The 17098-nt window shown below is 56.4% G+C and carries 16 protein-coding genes; 8 read left to right on the top strand and 8 right to left on the bottom strand.

The features are described from left to right. Positions 1–25 precede the first annotated feature (25 nt). Entirely contained in the window at positions 26–1306 is a 1281-nt protein-coding gene (hemL, locus tag S7A_RS15315) for a glutamate-1-semialdehyde 2,1-aminomutase (RefSeq protein ID WP_009092019.1), read from the bottom strand. Between the two features lie 203 nt (positions 1307–1509). Between hemL and erpA the strand changes: the two genes are divergently transcribed. Then, positions 1510–1857 carry an iron-sulfur cluster insertion protein ErpA gene (erpA, locus tag S7A_RS15310; RefSeq protein ID WP_009092018.1) on the top strand — a complete coding sequence of 116 codons (348 nt, stop codon included), beginning with the start codon at positions 1510–1512 and terminating at the stop codon, positions 1855–1857. Positions 1858–1887: 30 nt separating this feature from the next. Here the strand turns inward: erpA and S7A_RS15305 are convergent, their stop codons facing one another. The 3 genes from S7A_RS15305 to mtnN form a co-directional block, all read right to left on the bottom strand. Continuing rightward, positions 1888–2139: a hypothetical protein gene (locus S7A_RS15305; protein WP_009092016.1), complete on the bottom strand. Its 252-nt coding sequence runs from the start codon at positions 2137–2139 to the stop codon at positions 1888–1890. A 122-nt stretch (positions 2140–2261) separates the two neighbouring features. Further along, complete coding sequence (gene btuF, locus S7A_RS15300; RefSeq protein WP_009092015.1) at positions 2262–3056, bottom strand: vitamin B12 ABC transporter substrate-binding protein BtuF; 795 nt, start codon at positions 3054–3056, stop codon at positions 2262–2264. Beyond that, on the bottom strand, positions 3049–3747 hold the full coding sequence (gene mtnN / locus S7A_RS15295) for a 5'-methylthioadenosine/S-adenosylhomocysteine nucleosidase (protein WP_009092013.1): 699 nt from the start codon (positions 3745–3747) through the stop codon (positions 3049–3051). The genes btuF and mtnN overlap by 8 nt, the downstream gene beginning before the upstream one ends. Before the next feature lie 92 nt (positions 3748–3839). Here mtnN and dgt point away from each other — a divergent pair, with 92 nt between their 5' ends. From dgt to S7A_RS15280, 3 genes are all read left to right on the top strand, one after another. Further along, positions 3840–5330, top strand: coding sequence for a dGTPase (gene dgt, locus S7A_RS15290; protein ID WP_009092011.1), 1491 nt, complete (start codon positions 3840–3842; stop codon positions 5328–5330). A 134-nt stretch (positions 5331–5464) separates the two neighbouring features. Next, a complete protein-coding gene (gene degP / locus S7A_RS15285) occupies positions 5465–6907 on the top strand; it encodes a serine endoprotease DegP (protein ID WP_009092009.1) in 1443 nt (480 codons plus the stop codon). A gap of 184 nt (positions 6908–7091) precedes the next feature. After that, positions 7092–8249, top strand: coding sequence for a CdaR family transcriptional regulator (locus S7A_RS15280; RefSeq protein ID WP_009092007.1), 1158 nt, complete (start codon positions 7092–7094; stop codon positions 8247–8249). 60 nt (positions 8250–8309) lie between these two features. Here S7A_RS15280 and S7A_RS15275 read toward each other — a convergent pair whose 3' ends face one another. The 4 genes from S7A_RS15275 to map all read right to left on the bottom strand — a co-directional run bounded on the left by S7A_RS15275 (position 8310) and on the right by map (position 13348). Further along, the gene (locus S7A_RS15275) at positions 8310–8702 is read right to left on the bottom strand and encodes a DUF3461 family protein (RefSeq protein ID WP_009092005.1); all 393 of its coding nucleotides are present in this window, start codon (positions 8700–8702) and stop codon (positions 8310–8312) included. 224 nt (positions 8703–8926) lie between these two features. Beyond that, a complete protein-coding gene (dapD, locus tag S7A_RS15270; RefSeq protein ID WP_009092003.1) occupies positions 8927–9751 on the bottom strand; it encodes a 2,3,4,5-tetrahydropyridine-2,6-dicarboxylate N-succinyltransferase in 825 nt (274 codons plus the stop codon). Positions 9752–9832: 81 nt separating this feature from the next. Next, positions 9833–12487, bottom strand: a complete 2655-nt coding sequence (gene glnD / locus S7A_RS15265; RefSeq protein ID WP_009092001.1) for a bifunctional uridylyltransferase/uridylyl-removing protein GlnD — start codon at positions 12485–12487, stop codon at positions 9833–9835. Positions 12488–12553: 66 nt separating this feature from the next. Next, entirely contained in the window at positions 12554–13348 is a 795-nt protein-coding gene (gene map / locus S7A_RS15260) for a type I methionyl aminopeptidase (protein WP_009091999.1), read from the bottom strand. A 317-nt stretch (positions 13349–13665) separates the two neighbouring features. On the opposite strand from map, the gene rpsB reads away from it, so the two are divergent. From rpsB to frr, 4 genes are all read left to right on the top strand, one after another. Next, positions 13666–14391: a 30S ribosomal protein S2 gene (gene rpsB, locus S7A_RS15255; protein WP_009091997.1), complete on the top strand. Its 726-nt coding sequence runs from the start codon at positions 13666–13668 to the stop codon at positions 14389–14391. 181 nt (positions 14392–14572) lie between these two features. Next, positions 14573–15424 (top strand): translation elongation factor Ts, encoded by an 852-nt coding sequence (tsf, locus tag S7A_RS15250; RefSeq protein WP_009091996.1) that lies wholly within the window; start codon positions 14573–14575, stop codon positions 15422–15424. A gap of 157 nt (positions 15425–15581) precedes the next feature. Then, positions 15582–16307: a UMP kinase gene (gene pyrH, locus S7A_RS15245; protein WP_009091994.1), complete on the top strand. Its 726-nt coding sequence runs from the start codon at positions 15582–15584 to the stop codon at positions 16305–16307. Positions 16308–16450: 143 nt separating this feature from the next. Further along, positions 16451–17008 carry a ribosome recycling factor gene (frr, locus tag S7A_RS15240; RefSeq protein WP_009091992.1) on the top strand — a complete coding sequence of 186 codons (558 nt, stop codon included), beginning with the start codon at positions 16451–16453 and terminating at the stop codon, positions 17006–17008. Positions 17009–17098 lie beyond the last annotated feature (90 nt).

Below are 17098 nucleotides of genomic sequence, written 5' to 3'. Positions count from 1 at the left end.
GTCTTTGTCATTAACGCTGTCGAAATCAGAGCTTCGCGAAACAACGACGCGCGGCATCGATGGTGTGCTGAATATCCACTTCGCTGTGGGCCAGCGACATAAAGCCCGCTTCATAAGCCGATGGAGCAAAGTAAACGCCTTCCTCCAGCATCAGGTGGAAGAAGGTTTTAAAGCGCTCCACATCGCAACGGGTGACGTCCGCGTAACAGGTCACGCTGTCAGCGTCGGTGAAGAAAAAGCCGAACATGCCGCCAACGTGGTTCACCACCAGCGGGATATTCTGCTCTTTCGCCGCGTCACGCAGACCTTCAGCCAGCTGACGGGTCAGCGCATCCAGTTTCTCATGGGTGCCCGGCTGAGCAAGCTGAGTCAGACAGGCGTAGCCCGCCGCCATCGCGATCGGATTACCAGAGAGCGTACCCGCCTGATAAACCGGACCGGTCGGGGCCAGCGCCGCCATCACTTCGCGACGGCCACCGAATGCGCCTACCGGCATACCGCCACCGATGATTTTACCCAGGCAGGTAAGATCGGGACGGACATTGTAGTGAGCCTGCGCGCCGCCCAGCGCAACGCGGAAACCGGTCATCACTTCGTCAATAATCAGCAGCGCACCAAACTCGTCGCACAGGGCGCGCAGGCCCGGCAGAAACTCAGGCTGTGGCGGAATGCAGTTCATGTTGCCCGCGACCGGCTCAACGATAATGGCGGCAATCGCCTCAGGGTATTGCTCAAACGCGCTGCGCACCGAGTCGAGGTCGTTAAAGGTGCAGGTCAGGGTATGTTTGGCGAAATCGGCCGGGACACCCGGCGAGTTTGGCTGACCGAGGGTTAGGGCACCGGAACCCGCTTTCACCAGCAGATGATCGGCGTGGCCGTGATAGCAGCCTTCAAACTTGATGATTTTGTCGCGGCCGGTAAAGCCACGCGCCAGACGGATAGCGCTCATGGTCGCTTCGGTGCCGGAGTTCACCATCCGCACCATCTCCATGCTCGGCACCAGATCGCACACCAGCTGCGCCATGGTCACTTCCATGCCCGTCGGTGCGCCAAAGCTCAGGCCACGCCCGGCCGCTTCAATCACCGCATCGCGGATCGCCGCGTTGTTGTGACCCAGTACCATCGGGCCCCATGAGCCGACATAATCGATATAGGCTTTGCCATCGGCGTCATAGAGACAGGCTCCGTCAGCGTGATCGATAAACAGCGGAACGCCGCCCACACCGGTAAATGCGCGTACTGGCGAGTTTACGCCACCCGGGATCAGGCGTTGTGCCTCGGCAAACAGTTGTTCGGACTTACTCATTTTCGGCTCCAGCGGTTCAGAAAAATAGGGTGCCATTCTACGGAAGAGGGGCAGCCTGCGAAAGGTGGTTTCACCCGCAGCGCCCCTTACAGAGGGGAAAGCGGCACAGAGTGCGAAGGGCAGAGCTTGATTGCGCTGAGGTGCTGACTGATAATAGCGTAATTAAGGTCGTTTTCTGACCTGGACGTTTAGCGGAGTAAAACATGAGTGATGAAGTAGTAGCACTGCCGTTGCAGTTTACCGACGCCGCAGCCAACAAGGTCAAGAACCTCATTGCCGATGAAGAGAACCCGGCGCTGAAACTGCGTGTCTATATCACCGGTGGCGGTTGCAGTGGTTTCCAGTATGGCTTCACCTTTGATGACCAGCTGAACGATGGCGACATGACGATTGAAAAGCAGGGCGTCTCGCTGGTGGTTGACCCGATGAGCCTGCAATATCTGGTGGGTGGATCGGTGGATTACACCGAAGGGCTGGAAGGTTCGCGCTTCATCGTGACCAACCCGAATGCGAAAACCACCTGTGGCTGTGGCTCCTCTTTCAGTATCTGATGATGCAGGCCGTCACGCTGACGGCCTCGTTTACCACTCTACCGTTACCAGACGGATTCCCTGCTTCTGACTTCCCTCTGTCCGGCTCTGGCTCTCTGTAATGCGCGGCTGCGCACTGGCCTGTCTGCCACAGTCAACCTGCGGTGCGGGCTGACCACGTGCCGTGTTGATTTCACAGCGTGAATAGATGACAAGCCTGGCGCCTATAGAGCCAGTGATCGATCCCGCACAGGCAGATCCGGCGATCGTCAGCCCTATGGCCAGCAGCAGTGCTCTGGTCATGTGAAGTTCCTGGTGTTTAAAAAGGCGCCGGGGCGCTAAAAGGAGGGCGAGCATACGTGGCTCGCTCGTCTCTGTTATTGATTAACGGCAAAAAGTGCGGCGGCTTTAATCAATTCGCTGATTTATCGATCGGGATGCAGGGCCGCACAGAGTTGCTGCGCCGCCAGCAGCAGTCGCGGGCCAGGGCGGCTAAGCCAGTCCTCGTTGATGGCGATCACCGGCACCCTGAGCTGCGGCTGCCAGAATGTCCGGATATTCTCCGCCTGCTGCGCATCGCCGCCCGTCACTATCGCCTGAGGATGGCGCATCAGAACCTGCTCGCGGCTCACCTGCGGCCAGCTGACGCGGCTGTCAGCAAAGATATTCCTGCCCCCGCAGAGGGTAACCATCTCATTCTGCATCGTCTCTCTGGCGGCGGTGAACAGCGGCTGCTGGCCAAACTGCAAAAAAAGCGGAACCGCAGCCAGGTGAGTATAGCGCTGGCGCAGCGCCGCCGCCTGCTGATGTAACTGCCGGGCCGCGCGGGCCGCCTGCTCCGGCCTGGGGCTCCAGTGACCCAGATCGGCCAGCGCCGCGATCATCTCATCCAGCGTCCGCGGATCGATCCACTTAACCGGTACACCGAGCTGCTGCAACTGGGCGATCTGCCGCTGCGGATTGCCGCCCCGCCAGGCCAGAACCAGATCGGGTTTAAGCTGCAGGATCCGTTCTGTTCTGATGCCCTGCCAGTCGGCAACCTGTTCAATCTGTTTTGCCTGTGGCGGAAAGTCGGACCAGGCGCTGACCGCAATCGGGGTGATCCCGGCGGCAAAGGCGAGTTCGGTGAGATGGGGAGCAAGGGTAATAACGCGGGGTGGGGAAGCCAGCAGGCTGCCGCTCAACAGCAGCAGCCAGCAGAAGAGCAGGGTTTTAGCCACGCGCCAGCTGCGCCAGCAGGTTCTCCACCATCAGTGAAGATTGCTTTGCTGCCACGCTGAGGAACTCATCAAAACTGAGGTGCGACGCTTTGTCGGCCACGTCAGAGATGGCCCGCACCACCACAAACGGCACCTGGAACTGATGGCAGACGTGACCGATGGCGGTCGCTTCCATCTCAACCGCAATCGCCTGCGGGAACTGACTGCGAATGCGCGCCAGCGGTTCGGCGCCGTTGATAAAGGCATCTCCGCTGACCACCAGGCCGCGCACGGCATTCAGATCAAGCTGTTTAATGCAGGCTTCCGCTGCGGCGATGAGGGTGCTGTCTGCCACGAACGCGGCCGGACACCCCGCCATCTGACCCGGCTCATAGCCAAAGGCCGTGACGTCCGCATCGTGATAACGCACTTCTTCAGAGACCACGATATCGCCCACGCTGAGCGACGGCGCTAATCCACCCGCAGAGCCGGTGTTGATCACGACGTCAGGCTTGCAGAGTTGCAGCAGCAGCGTGGTACCCAGCGCGGCAGAGGTTTTACCAATGCCCGATTTCAGCAGTGCCACCTCAACGCCCTGCAGGGTGCCGGTATAAATTTCACAACCCGCCAGCGACAGCGTTTGACGGTTTTCAATTTTGTCGCGCAGCAGTGTGACTTCCTGCTCCATCGCGCCAATAATGCCTGCTTTCATAGTGAGTCCCGCTAATGTAAAAAATGAAAAATTAGGGCATAGTTTAGCATGGCATTCAGGGGATTAATTCACGAAAAAATAAGGGGTAATCCATGTCGGCGATCAATTTCAGGAAGAAGATCAGCTTCTCGCGCCCTTATACCAGTCGAAAAGATCCGGAAGGCGAATATTACATTACCCGCCATTTTGAGAGCGACCGCGGGCGGATTATCAACTCCGCCGCTATCCGTCGCCTGCAGCAGAAAACCCAGGTGTTCCCGCTGGAGCGCAACGCCGCCGTCCGCTCCCGCTTAACGCACTCGCTGGAGGTCCAGCAGACCGGCCGCTACATCACCAAAGAGATCCTGCAGACGCTGAAGATGCAGGGCGGTCTGGCGCAGTATGGTCTGGATGAGTTAGAGGGGGCGTTTGAAAGCCTGATAGAGATGGCGTGTCTGCTGCACGACGTCGGCAATCCGCCGTTTGGCCACTTTGGCGAGGCGGCGATCAACGACTGGTTTGAAGAAAATCTGCCTGCCGAACTGGTCGATCCGCTGGTGGCCGGTGTGGAAGGGGAGGCGCAGCGTCAGGCTTTTGATCAGCTCAACGCCACCATCCGCCAGGATCTCTGCCATTTTGAAGGCAACGCCCAGGCCATTCGCATGGTGCATACGCTGCTGCAACTCAATCTCAGCTATTCTCAGGTTGCCTGCATCCTGAAATATACGGCCCCCGCCTGGTGGCAGGGTGAAAAACCCGCCGAATTTAGCGTATTGATGAAGAAACCGGGTTTTTATCTCTCTGAACAGGATTATATTACCGAGCTGCGTGCTGCCACCAATATGAAAGAGCACCACCGCTTTCCGCTCACCTATATAATGGAAGCCGCGGATGATATCTCCTATTGTATTGCCGATTTGGACGACGCTGTAGAAAAAGATATCTTCAATGTTGAGAGTTTGTATGAATTTCTCAATAAAGCCTGGGGGCCGGTTAAAAATAATGACGCTTTCAGCCGGACGATTGGCGAAGCCTGGCGTGAAGCCTGTAATAAAAAACGCCGCAGCCGCAGCGATCAATTTTTTATGTCATTACGCGTAAATGTTCAGAGTGTATTGGTCAGCTATGCGGTCAAGCGTTTTGTTGATAATCTGCCGGCCATATTCGACGGTAGTTTCAACCATGCGCTGCTGGAAGATGAGGGTGAAGAGGGGCGTTTGCTGCAACTGTTTAAGACCGTCGCCCGTCAGCAGGTCTTTAACCATTCTGAAGTGGAACAGCTGGAACTGCAGGGTTACCGCGTCATCAGGGGCCTGCTGGAGATCTATCAGCCGCTGATGCGCCTCAACTACGAAGCCTTTACCACGCTGATAAATGAAGATTTCCTGCGTCAGCATCCCATCGAAACCCGGCTTTTTCATAAGCTCTCCGGTAAACACCGCAAAGCGTATTTACATAAGATGCGTAACCTGGTGGTGGAGCATAAATATCAGCGGCTGTTGTGGGAGCGTTATTATCGCTTCCGCCTTATTCAGGATTATATCAGCGGCATGACCGATCTCTATGCCTGGGATGAGTACCGGCGGCTGATGGCCGTAGAATAAGCCGCCAATTGTAAAGAGCGCGAATAAATTTTTACTTTTGCCTGAAACTTTTTAAGGAACTTCGCGCTAAAACATTTATCTCACCTTTCGACCACAGCAATGGTCTGAACAGTAATCTTACAGAGAAATGAAAAATGAAAAAAAAGACCTTAGTATTAAGTGCGCTGGCGTTAAGCCTGAGCATGGCGCTCGCCCCTGTTACTGTTTCTGCTGCGCAAACGGCCTCTTCAGATAGCCAGCAACTGCCAAGTCTGGCTCCAATGCTGGAGAAGGTCATGCCGTCTGTGGTCAGTATCAGCGTCGAGGGCACCACCACGGTTAAAACTCCCCGCATGCCACAACAGTTTCAGCAATTCTTTGGCGACAATTCGCCTTTCTGCCAGGACGGCTCGCCGTTCCAGGGCTCACCAATGTGCCAGGACGGTGGAGCAGGCGGTAACGGCGGAGCGCCAGGCCCGGATACCCAGCAGGAGAAATTCCGCGCGCTGGGATCGGGCGTCATCATTAACGCCGAAAAAGGCTATGTGGTCACCAACAACCACGTGGTGAACAACGCCACCAAAATTCAGGTGCAGCTGAGCGATGGCCGTCGCTATGACGCCAAAGTCATTGGCAAAGATCCGAGCTCCGATATTGCGCTGGTGCAGTTGCAGGACGCCAAAAACCTGACCGCGGTGAAGATCGCCGACTCTGACAGCCTGCGTGTGGGTGACTACACCGTGGCGATCGGTAACCCTTACGGACTGGGTGAAACCGTGACGTCAGGTATCGTCTCTGCGCTGGGACGCAGCGGCCTGAACGTGGAAAATTATGAGAACTTTATTCAGACCGATGCGGCGATTAACCGGGGTAACTCCGGCGGCGCGCTGGTTAACCTTAACGGTGAGCTGATCGGAATTAACACCGCGATTCTGGCACCGGATGGCGGCAACATCGGTATCGGCTTTGCTATCCCCAGCAACATGGTGAAAAACCTGACGGCGCAGATGGTGGAGTTTGGTCAGGTGAAACGGGGTGAGCTGGGCGTGCAGGGGACAGAGCTGAACTCCGAGCTGGCTAAAGCGATGAAGGTGGACGCGCAGCGCGGTGCCTTTGTCAGCCAGGTGCTGCCGGACTCAGCTGCCGCCAAAGCGGGGATCAAAGCCGGTGACGTGATCGTCTCCATGAACGGCAAACCGCTCAGCAGCTTTGCCTCGTTACGTGCGGAAGTGGGCTCACTGCCGGTGGGCACTACGCTGAAGCTGGGCCTGCTGCGTGACGGCAAGCCGCTCGACGTCTCTGTCCAGCTGCAGCAGAGCAGCCAGGCGAAAGTTCAGTCTGCGACCATCTACACCGGCATTGAAGGCGCCGATCTCAGCAACATCGAAGCGGGTGCCAAAGGGGTGCGGGTGGATAACGTCAAACCGGGCAGTGCCGCGGCGCGTATCGGCCTGAAGAAGGGCGACGTGATTCAGGGCGTTAACCAGCAGGTGGTGACCAACCTGGGCGAGCTGCGTAAAGTCCTCGACACCAAACCATCGGTTCTGGCGCTGAACGTGAAGCGTGGCGACAATACGCTCTATCTGCTGATGCAGTAAGCGACGCGTAATAACCTCTCAGGCGGACTGCGGTCCGCCTTTTTTATGCCCGCTCTCCGCCGTGGCAGAGTGTGATAGTGACCGCAAATCCGGGAAATCAGCGCCCGCCTCTGTGCAATTGCACAATGCTCCGCGTGCGACGCCTGCGTATTCTGTTGCTCCCCTATTTTTTCAGGAGTAATGGATGGCTGCCTATCACCTTGATGCCCGGCTGGCGCAGGATATCGTGGCGCGCACCATGAGAATTATCGACAGCAATGTCAACGTGATGGACGCGCGGGGCCGCATCATTGGCAGCGGCGATCCTGAACGCGTTGGAGAGTTGCACGAAGGCGCACTGCTGGTGCTCTCTCAGGGACGCGTGGTGGACATTGATGACGCCGTGGCTAAACATCTGCACGGCGTGCGGCCAGGCATCAACCTGCCGCTGCGCCTGGATGGCGATATTGCGGGTGTAATTGGCCTGACCGGCGAACCGCTGTCGCTGCGTCATTATGGCGAGCTGGTCTGTATGGCGGCAGAGATGATGCTGGAGCAGGCGCGGCTGCTGCACATGCTGGCCCAGGATAGCCGTCTGCGTGAAGAGCTGGTGCTGAATCTGATCCGCAGTGACACGCTGTCGCCGCAGCTGACCGAGTGGGCGCAGCGGCTCGGCATCGACCTCAATCAGCCTCGCGTTGCCGCTGTCATCGAGGTGGACAGCGGCCAGCTCGGCGTGGACAGCGCCATGTCAGAGTTGCAGCAGCTGCAGACACTGCTGACCACGCCGGAGCGCGATAATCTGATCGCCATTGTTTCGCTGACCGAAATGGTGGTGCTGAAACCCGCCCTGAATGCGCATGGACGCCACGATCAGGAGGATCATCGCCGCCGCATCGAGCAGTTGCTGCAGCGGATGAAAGAGCGTGGGCATCTGCGGATGCGTATTGCACTCGGCAATGTTTTTACCGGGCCTGGCAGCATTGCGCGCTCCTATCGCACTGCCCGCACCACCATGATGGTCGGCAAGCAGCGGATGCCGGGATTACGCAGCTACTTCTATCAGGATCTGGTGCTGCCGGTGCTGCTCGACAGCCTGCGAGGCGGCTGGCAGGCGAATGAGCTGGCGCGGCCACTGGCAAAGCTTAAAAGCATGGATAACAACGGCCTGCTGCGTCGTACGCTGATGGCCTGGTTTACCCACAACGTGCAGCCGGGCGCCACTGCGCGCGCGCTGTTTATCCATCGCAACACGCTGGAGTACCGGCTGAACCGGATTTCTGAACTGACCGGGCTTAACCTGGGGCAGTTTGATGACAGGCTGCTGCTCTATGTGGCGCTGCAGCTGGATGAGCAGGGATAACACGCAAACAGCGGGCATAAAAAAGGCCAGCAGTGCTGGCCTTTCCGATCGGGCAGGGAATTAACGACCGTTACGGGTTAATTTTTCCAGGTCCGATTCAATCTCACTGATTTTGTGAGAAACCACGCTTTCCAGATGACGCAGGTCATCCAGAATTTTGCGTTTCAGATCCACTTCAACCTGGTCACGCTGGCAAATCTGGTCCAGTTCGTCGATGACATAACGCAGATTCGGGCTGATCTCCTGAACTTCTTTATAGCCCTGGGTCGCGTGATCGGCCACGACGGTTTTGCGCTGACGCGGATATTTGAATTTGACGCTTTTCGCGAAAAATTCACCTTTATCTTTGCGGAAGTAGATTTTCAGAATGTCGTTATTCGCTTCCTGACGCAGGCTGTAGCGATCGATGTCGTCCGGATTACTGATTCCTAAGCTTTTCAGATTGTCATACATGGCGTTTTTTCCATCAAAAGTGAGAAGCGCGCAGTCTTGTTCATGACGTCAGACAACTGTAGACATAAATCAGCGGGATGAACATTGCGCGACAGGATTTAACTGGCGCGGATTATGACCTGGATGAAATCTAAACGCACCCGTTCCTTCGCGGCGCGAATCAGGTTGATTTGGAATGGCTGTAAAGAAAAGATGACGGGCTGGTTTCCAGCCCGTCACTGACATCAGTCGATGGTGCGCAGCAGTTCGTTGATACCGGTTTTGCTCAGGGTTTTCGCGTCAACTTTCTTCACGATCACCGCACAGTAGAGGCTGTAGCTGCCATCTTTAGAAGGCAGGTTACCGGAAACGACGACCGAACCGGCAGGAACGCGGCCGTAATGGACTTCGCCGGTTTCGCGGTCATAAATTTTGGTGCTCTGACCGATATAGACGCCCATTGAGATCACGGAGCCTTCTTCAACAATCACGCCTTCAACGATTTCAGAGCGTGCGCCAATGAAGCAGTTGTCTTCGATAATGGTCGGGTTTGCCTGCAGCGGCTCCAGCACGCCACCGATTCCCACGCCACCTGAGAGGTGAACGTTTTTGCCGATCTGCGCACAGGAGCCGACGGTCGCCCAGGTATCCACCATGGTGCCTTCATCCACGAAAGCGCCGATGTTGACATAAGAGGGCATCAGCACCGTGTTACGGGCAATGAACGCGCCCTGACGCACTGCCGCAGGCGGCACCACGCGGAAACCGGCGGCTTTAAAACGCGCCTCATCCCAGCCAGCAAACTTCATCGGCACTTTGTCGTAAAAACGGGTTTCTGCCCCTTCCATGACCTGATTGTCATTGATGCGGAAAGAGAGCAGCACTGCTTTTTTCAGCCACTGATGCGTTACCCACTCGCCATCGATCTTTTCAGAAACGCGCAGTTCGCCGCTGTCCAGCAGGGCGATCACCTGGTTGATGGCATCACGGGTTTCGCTGTCAACGCTGACGGGGGTGATGTCCGCGCGACGTTCAAAGGCGGATTCGATAACGCTCTGTAACTGTTGCATATTTTTTTCCTGATCGGTCATGTGCAATGCCGGGCACTCTCCCGGCACAAATAAAAATAGAGGATGATAAATCGTGTCTGGTCACACTTTATCGTTTGGATTAAGGGCCTCTGTCAACCGTTGTTGCAATGCTTTGCGCATTTCTTCGTCCAGCGCCTGCCGCTCACTGTTGGCCAGAATAAAGAGATCTTCGACCCGTTCGCCGATGGTGCTGATGCGCGCGCCGTGCAGTGAAACGCCGAGATCGGCAAAGACTTCACCAACCCGGGCCAGCAGACCCGGCTGGTCCAGCGCCACCAGTTCCAGGTAGCTGCGCCGGTCGGTGTGGGTCGGCAGGAAGTTGACCTCGGTGTCCACACTGAAGTGCCGGAGTTTGGCTGACGGTCGGCGGGTGCGCGGCGGCACCCACTGCGACTGGGTTATCGCCTGCTCCAGCGCCTGAATAATCATCGGATGGCGATCCGGGGAGAGCGGACTGCCATCGGGTTCCAGCACAATAAAGGTATCCATGGCCATACCGTCGCGGCTGGTGAAGATCTGGGCGTCATGGACGCTGAGATTGCGGCGGTCCAGTTCACCGGCGACAGCGGCAAACAGGTGGGGGCGATCAGGGCTCCAGATAAAAATCTCCGTTCCGCCGCGCGTGGCCTGCGGGCTGACCAGCACCAGCGGCTTCTTCAGATCATGCACCAGCAGATGGCGGGCATGCCAGGCGATCTGATTTGGCGTATGGCGCAGGAAGTAGTCAGCGCGGCAGCGGTTCCAGATCTGATGCAGGCGCTCCTCATCTATATTGTCCATCCGCAGCAGCGCCAGCGCCTGCAGACGATGATGGCGCACCCGCTCGCGCAGATCCGGACTGTTCTCCATGCCACGACGCAGCTGCTTCTCCGTGGCGAAAAAGAGTTCGCGCAGCAGGCTCTGCTTCCAGCTGTTCCAGAGGCTCTCGTTGGTGGCGCAGATATCGGCCACCGTCAGGCAGACCAGATAGCGCAGCCGGTTTTCGTTCTGCATCACCTCTGCGAACTGCTGGATGACCGTCGGGTCCTGAATATCGCGCCGCTGAGCCGTGACCGACATCAGCAGATGATGGCGCACCAGCCAGGCCACCAGCTGCGTTTCCCGCGAGTTGAGGCCGTGCCTTTCCGCGAAGTCGAGCGCGTCCTGTGCGCCGAGAATCGAGTGGTCACCGCCGCGCCCCTTGGCGATGTCATGCAGCAGCGCGGCCATCAGCAGCAGCTCCTGCTGAGGCAGGCGCGGCCACAGCTCGACGCACAGCGGATGCTGCGGACGGGTGGACTCGCTGGCAAAGCTCTCCAGCTTCTGCAGGACGCGAATGGTGTGCTCATCCACGGTGTAGGCGTGGAACAGATCAAACTGCATCTGGCCGACAATATGGCCCCACAGCGGCGTATAGGCCCACAGCACGCTGTGGCGATGCATCGGCACCAGCGCCCGGCTGACCGCGCCAGGGTGGCGCAGAATCGACATAAACGTGCGGCGCGCCTCCGGGATCTGGCACAGCGGCTGTTTCAGATGGCGGCGTGCATGGCGCAGGTGACGCAGGGTGGTAGAGTAGATGCCTTTGATGTTCTCGTTGCGCACCATGACGTAGAACATGCGCAGGATCGCCTGCGGCTCACGGGTGAACAGCGTTTCATCACGCAGGTCGATCAGGTCGCCACGCAGCTGAAAGTCGTCATCGACAGGTCTGGGCTTCTCATTGGTGGAGAGCGCCAGAATCGCCTCATCAAACAGCTGTAAGAGCATCTGATTCAGTTCACCGATACGTCGCGTGCCCCGGTAGAAATCCTTCATCATCCGCTCGACCGGCTCGTTGCCTTCGCCCTGATAGTTCAGGCGCTGCGCCACGCTGAGCTGGCGATCAAACAGCAGGCGGTTATCGTAGCGGGGCAGGGAGAGGTGCAGCGCAAAGCGGATGCGCCAGAGAAACGCCTGGCATTCGTTGAGTTCGCTGCGCTCAGCCTCAGTGAGAAAGCCAAAGCCGACCATCTCATCCAGCGTGGTGGCACCGAAATGGCGTCGGGCGACCCATTGCAGCGTATGGATGTCACGCAGGCCGCCGGGGCTGCTTTTGATATCCGGCTCAAGGTTGTAGCTGGTGCCGTGATAACGTTTGTGGCGCTCCTGCTGCTCTTCGATTTTGGCGGCAAAAAAGCGGGATGAGGGCCAGAAGCCGTCGCTGAAGACGTTCTTCTGCAACTCCAGGAACAGCGCCACGTCGCCGGTCAGCATGCGTGACTCAATCAGATTGGTGGCGACGGTGAGGTCAGATAACCCCTCCAGCAGACACTCCTCCAGCGTGCGCACGCTGTGGCCCACTTCCAGCCGGAGATCCCACATCAGGGTCAGCAGTTCGCTGGTGCGCTGCGCCGCCTGCTCATCCAGCGGCTGACGGCTGAGGATCAGTACATCGATGTCAGAGAGCGGGTGGAGTTCGGCCCGCCCATAGCCGCCCACGGCCACCAGCGCGATGGCGGGCATCGCATCGAAGCCAAAGAAGCGCCACAGGCGGCGCAGCAGCCGATCGATAAACAGCGTGCGGGCATCAATCAGCTGTTCCACGGCTTCACCGGCGTCGAATGCTGCAGCCAGATGCTGCTGAAACTGCTCCAGCCGCGGCTTCAGCAGCTCGCGCGTCAGCTGATCGTCACCCCATTCGGCCGGTGAATCGACCAGACCGTTTTTTACCTCTTCCGACAGGCTCACGCTCATGCTGCTCTTCTCTTTTTTAGCCAAAAAAAAGCCGGCACATGGCCGGCTTGATCTCTATCCGGGGAATTACCCCTCGGCGACGAGCACAGCAGGCAGCGTGTCGTCTTTGCGCAGGGTTAAAATCTCGCAGCCGTTTTCCGTCACCACAATAGTATGCTCATACTGCGCGGACAAGCTGCGATCTTTGGTTTTTACCGTCCAGCCATCTTTCATGGTGCGGATGCGGTAATCGCCGGCATTGACCATCGGTTCAACGGTAAAGGTCATGCCCGCCTGCAGCACGACGCCGCTGTCATCCGCATCGTAATGCAGCACCTGCGGCTCTTCGTGGAACCCTTTACCGATGCCGTGACCGCAATATTCACGCACCACGGAGAAGTCATTCGCTTCTACATACTTCTGGATAGCCCGGCCCAGCTCGCGCAGACGGATACCTGGCTTGATCAGACGCAGTGAAAGATAGAGGCTCTCCTGGGTCACGCGGCAGAGGCGCTCGCCCTGAATGGTCGGTTTGCCGACAATAAACATCTTCGAGGTATCGCCGTGGTACTCATCTTTGATCACGGTGACGTCAATGTTGACGATATCGCCATCCTTTAACGGGCGATCGTCGCTCGGGATACCGTGGCACACCACTTCGTTTACCGAAATGCAGACCGACTTTGGAAAGCCGTGATAGCCGAGGCAGGCAGAGACAGCCTGCTGCTTTTGGGTAATGTGATCGTGGCAGATGCGGTCCAGTTCACCGGTGGTCACACCCGGTTTAACGTGCGGTTCGATCATCTCCAGCACTTCGGCGGCCAGGCGGCCCGCGACGCGCATTTTTTCGATTTCTTCAGCTGTTTTGATTGAAATTGGCATTAAATTAATCCGCATTTGTCGAAATTTTCGACAATAATAAGTTCTGTGCTGTCATGTTAGCAGCCAGAAAATGGGCTGCCAAATAGAGAACGCGCGGGCTTCCGTCAGCGATCATTTATTGGCGTCCCCCGGCGGTTTGTGGTATAAAGCGCGCCGACGATTCTCTGTATGGCCGTTTTGGTCAGCAGGAAACGCATAACTCTCATTATGTGTAATAAAACACACATGTATCGACACATACGCCGGGGTGCCTTGAAAGAGGTCGGTCGTATGGGATACATGGAGGCCCAACCCCAAATCAAATTTCAGAGGTAATCATGGCAACTGTTTCCATGCGCGACATGCTCCAGGCTGGTGTTCACTTCGGTCACCAGACCCGTTACTGGAACCCAAAAATGAAGCCATTCATTTTTGGTGCACGTAACAAGGTTCACATCATCAACCTGGAAAAAACCGTTCCTATGTTCAACGAAGCTCTGGCTGAACTGAACAAGATCGCTTCCCGTAAAGGTAAGATCCTGATCGTAGGTACCAAGCGCGCTGCTGCTGAAGCGGTAAAAGAGTCTGCACTGAGCTGCGACCAGTTCTTCGTAAACCACCGCTGGTTAGGTGGCATGCTGACTAACTGGAAAACCGTGCGTCAGTCAATCAAGCGTCTGAAAGATCTGGAGACTCAGTCTCAGGATGGTACTTTCGACAAACTGACCAAAAAAGAAGCGCTGATGCGTGCGCGTGAGCTGGCCAAGCTGGAAAACAGCCTGGGCGGTATCAAAGACATGGGCGGTCTGCCAGACGCGCTGTTTGTTGTTGATGCTGACCACGAACACATCGCAATCAAAGAAGCAAACAACCTGGGTATCCCGGTATTTGCTATCGTTGATACCAACTCTGATCCAGATGGCGTTGATTTCGTTATCCCAGGTAACGACGACGCAATCCGTGCTGTAAGCCTGTACCTGAATGCCGTTGCGACCACCGTTCGCGAAGGCCGTTCTCAGGATCTGGCTGAGCAAGCTGAAGAAGCGTCTTTAGAAAACGCTTAATAAGGTTTGCTCTGCATAAGAGCCCTTAGTATTCAGATGTGATCTGTAAGGGGCCTGTACTGGCCCCTTTATTTTATCTAAGTCTGTAACGCCCCCAGTCGGACGGCGGGACAGAGTAAATTTTCCGCAAATAAGTGTCTGCTGGTGCACATGTACTCAGGCACGAACCGAGGATTCTGGAATGGCTGACATTACCGCTGCATTGGTAAAAGAACTGCGCGAGCGTACTGGCGCTGGCATGATGGACTGCAAAAAAGCGCTGACCGAAGCGAACGGCGACATTGAGCTGGCGATTGAGAACATGCGTAAGTCTGGCGCAATCAAAGCAGCGAAAAAAGCAGGTAACGTTGCGGCTGATGGCGTGATCAAAACCAAGATCGTTGGCGACTACGGCGTGATTCTGGAAGTAAACTGCCAGACTGACTTCGTCGCAAAAGATGGCGGTTTCCAGGCATTCGCAGACAAAGTTCTGGACGCGGCTGCAGCCGATCGCGTAACCGATGTAGAAGTTCTGAAAGCGCAGTTCGAAGAAGAGCGCGTTGCACTGGTTGCTAAAATCGGTGAGAACATCAACATCCGTCGCGTCGCAATCCTGGAAGGCGCAGAGCTGGGCAGCTACCTGCACGGCGCACGTATCGGCGTACTGGTTTCAGCGAAAGGCGCTAACGAAGATCTGATCAAACAGATCGCTATGCACGTTGCGGCAAGCAAGCCTGAATTCGTTAAGCCAGAAGACGTTTCTGCTGACGTGGTTGAGAAAGAGTACCAGGTTCAGCTGGACATCGCGATGCAGTCTGGCAAGCCAAAAGAGATCGCAGAGAAGATGGTTGAAGGCCGCATGAAGAAATTCACCGGCGAAGTCTCTCTGACTGGTCAGGCTTTCGTTATCGACCCAAGCAAAACCGTTGGCCAGGCTCTGAAAGAGCAGGGCGCTGACGTCATCAACTTCATCCGCTTCGAAGTGGGCGAAGGCATCGAGAAAGTTGAGTCTGACTTCGCTGCAGAAGTTGCAGCCATGTCCAAGCAGTCTTAATGCTCTGAAAGAACCGCCAGATGGCGGTTCTTTTTTGTCTGTGAACCGCAACAGACACATTTTCAGTTTCATCCCAATAGCAATTTCATTGCGGTAAGCGGATGATCGATCACAATTTACTTCTCCTTTACACCCTATCTTCCAGGAAGAACTGACCATGGCGACCAACGCAAAACCTGTTTATCAACGTATCCTGCTTAAACTCAGCGGTGAAGCCCTGCAAGGCGCTGAAGGTTTTGGTATCGACGCGAGTGTGCTGGACCGTATGGCACAAGAGGTAAAAGAGCTGGTTGAGCTGGGCATCCAGGTTGGCGTTGTGATCGGCGGGGGTAACCTGTTCCGCGGAGCGGGCCTGGCGCAGGCCGGGATGAACCGCGTTGTGGGTGACCACATGGGTATGCTGGCTACCGTAATGAACGGCCTGGCGATGCGTGATGCGCTGCACCGCGCCTATGTGAATGCCCGCCTGATGTCAGCGATTCCACTGAATGGCGTCTGCGATAACTACAGCTGGGCAGAGGCGATCAGCCTGCTGCGTAACAACCGCGTGGTGATCTTCTCCGCCGGTACCGGCAATCCGTTCTTCACCACCGATTCTGCGGCCTGCCTGCGCGGTATTGAGATCGAAGCGGATGTGGTCCTGAAAGCGACCAAAGTGGATGGCGTCTATTCTGCCGATCCGGTAAAAAACCCGGATGCGACCCTGTATGAGCAACTGACCTATACTGAAGTGCTGGATCAGGAGCTGAAAGTGATGGATCTTGCGGCCTTTACCCTGGCGCGTGACCACAAACTGCCTATCCGTGTTTTCAACATGAATAAGCCAGGCGCGCTGCGTCGCGTAGTGATGGGTGAAAAAGAAGGCACCCTGATTACGCATTAATACCCGAGGCGAGATAAAATAAGGTATATTCTGTCAGCGCGATGATGACGCATCGCGCACCAGTCAGGATTATCGATGATTATCGATCCCGCTTCCGGCCAGGCCGGAACTGGCCAGGTCAAACCGAATCCAAGGGTTTCAACGTGATTAACGACATCAAAAAAGATGCTGACACGCGCATGGAAAAATGCGTTGAAGCATTCAAAAACACCATCAGCAAAGTGCGCACGGGTCGTGCTTCCCCTTCGCTGCTTGACGGCATCGTCGTCGAATATTACGGCACGCCGACGCCACTGCGTCAGCTGGCTTCCGTCACTGTGGAAGACTCACGCACGCTGAAAATCAACGTGTTTGATCGCACCCTGAGTGCGGCAGTTGAAAAAGCGATCATGAAGTCCGATCTCGGTCTGAACCCAAGTTCAGCCGGCAGCGACATCCGTGTTCCGCTGCCTGCGCTGACCGAAGAGCGTCGTAAAGATCTGATTAAAATCGTGCGCGGCGAAGCCGAGCAGGGCCGTGTGTCGGTACGTAACGTCCGTCGCGATGCCAACGATAAAATCAAAGCGCTGCTGAAAGATAAAGAGATCAGCGAAGACGACGAACGTCGTGCGCAGGATGAAATCCAGAAAATGACGGATGCTTACATCAAGAAAGTGGATGCTGCACTGTCAGAAAAAGAGACGGAGCTGATGGATTTCTAATCCCATCGCTGCCGGAAAAAACGCCGTACAGAGAGGTATTCGTATGAATGCGACATCTGGCGGCGTTTTACATTGTGCCACTGTGCACCC

It is taken from the genome of Pantoea sp. Sc1, from assembly GCF_000255315.1.
Classification (GTDB): Bacteria; Pseudomonadota; Gammaproteobacteria; order Enterobacterales; family Enterobacteriaceae; genus Pantoea; species Pantoea anthophila.
This window is presented reverse-complemented; position numbering and strand designations above follow the sequence as displayed.

Bases quoted from the DNA above. Each gene is read 5' to 3' on its own strand.
- hemL (WP_009092019.1), bottom strand. From the start codon at position 1,306: ATGAGTAAGTCCGAACAACTGTTTGCCGAGGCACAACGCCTGATCCCG.
- erpA (WP_009092018.1), top strand. From the start codon at position 1,510: ATGAGTGATGAAGTAGTAGCACTGCCGTTGCAGTTTACCGACGCCGCA.
- S7A_RS15305 (WP_009092016.1), bottom strand. From the start codon at position 2,139: ATGACCAGAGCACTGCTGCTGGCCATAGGGCTGACGATCGCCGGATCT.
- mtnN (WP_009092013.1), bottom strand. From the start codon at position 3,747: ATGAAAGCAGGCATTATTGGCGCGATGGAGCAGGAAGTCACACTGCTG.
- dgt (WP_009092011.1), top strand. From the start codon at position 3,840: ATGTCGGCGATCAATTTCAGGAAGAAGATCAGCTTCTCGCGCCCTTAT.
- degP (WP_009092009.1), top strand. From the start codon at position 5,465: ATGAAAAAAAAGACCTTAGTATTAAGTGCGCTGGCGTTAAGCCTGAGC.
- S7A_RS15280 (WP_009092007.1), top strand. From the start codon at position 7,092: ATGGCTGCCTATCACCTTGATGCCCGGCTGGCGCAGGATATCGTGGCG.
- S7A_RS15275 (WP_009092005.1), bottom strand. From the start codon at position 8,702: ATGTATGACAATCTGAAAAGCTTAGGAATCAGTAATCCGGACGACATC.
- dapD (WP_009092003.1), bottom strand. From the start codon at position 9,751: ATGCAACAGTTACAGAGCGTTATCGAATCCGCCTTTGAACGTCGCGCG.
- glnD (WP_009092001.1), bottom strand. From the start codon at position 12,487: ATGAGCGTGAGCCTGTCGGAAGAGGTAAAAAACGGTCTGGTCGATTCA.
- map (WP_009091999.1), bottom strand. From the start codon at position 13,348: ATGCCAATTTCAATCAAAACAGCTGAAGAAATCGAAAAAATGCGCGTC.
- rpsB (WP_009091997.1), top strand. From the start codon at position 13,666: ATGGCAACTGTTTCCATGCGCGACATGCTCCAGGCTGGTGTTCACTTC.
- tsf (WP_009091996.1), top strand. From the start codon at position 14,573: ATGGCTGACATTACCGCTGCATTGGTAAAAGAACTGCGCGAGCGTACT.
- pyrH (WP_009091994.1), top strand. From the start codon at position 15,582: ATGGCGACCAACGCAAAACCTGTTTATCAACGTATCCTGCTTAAACTC.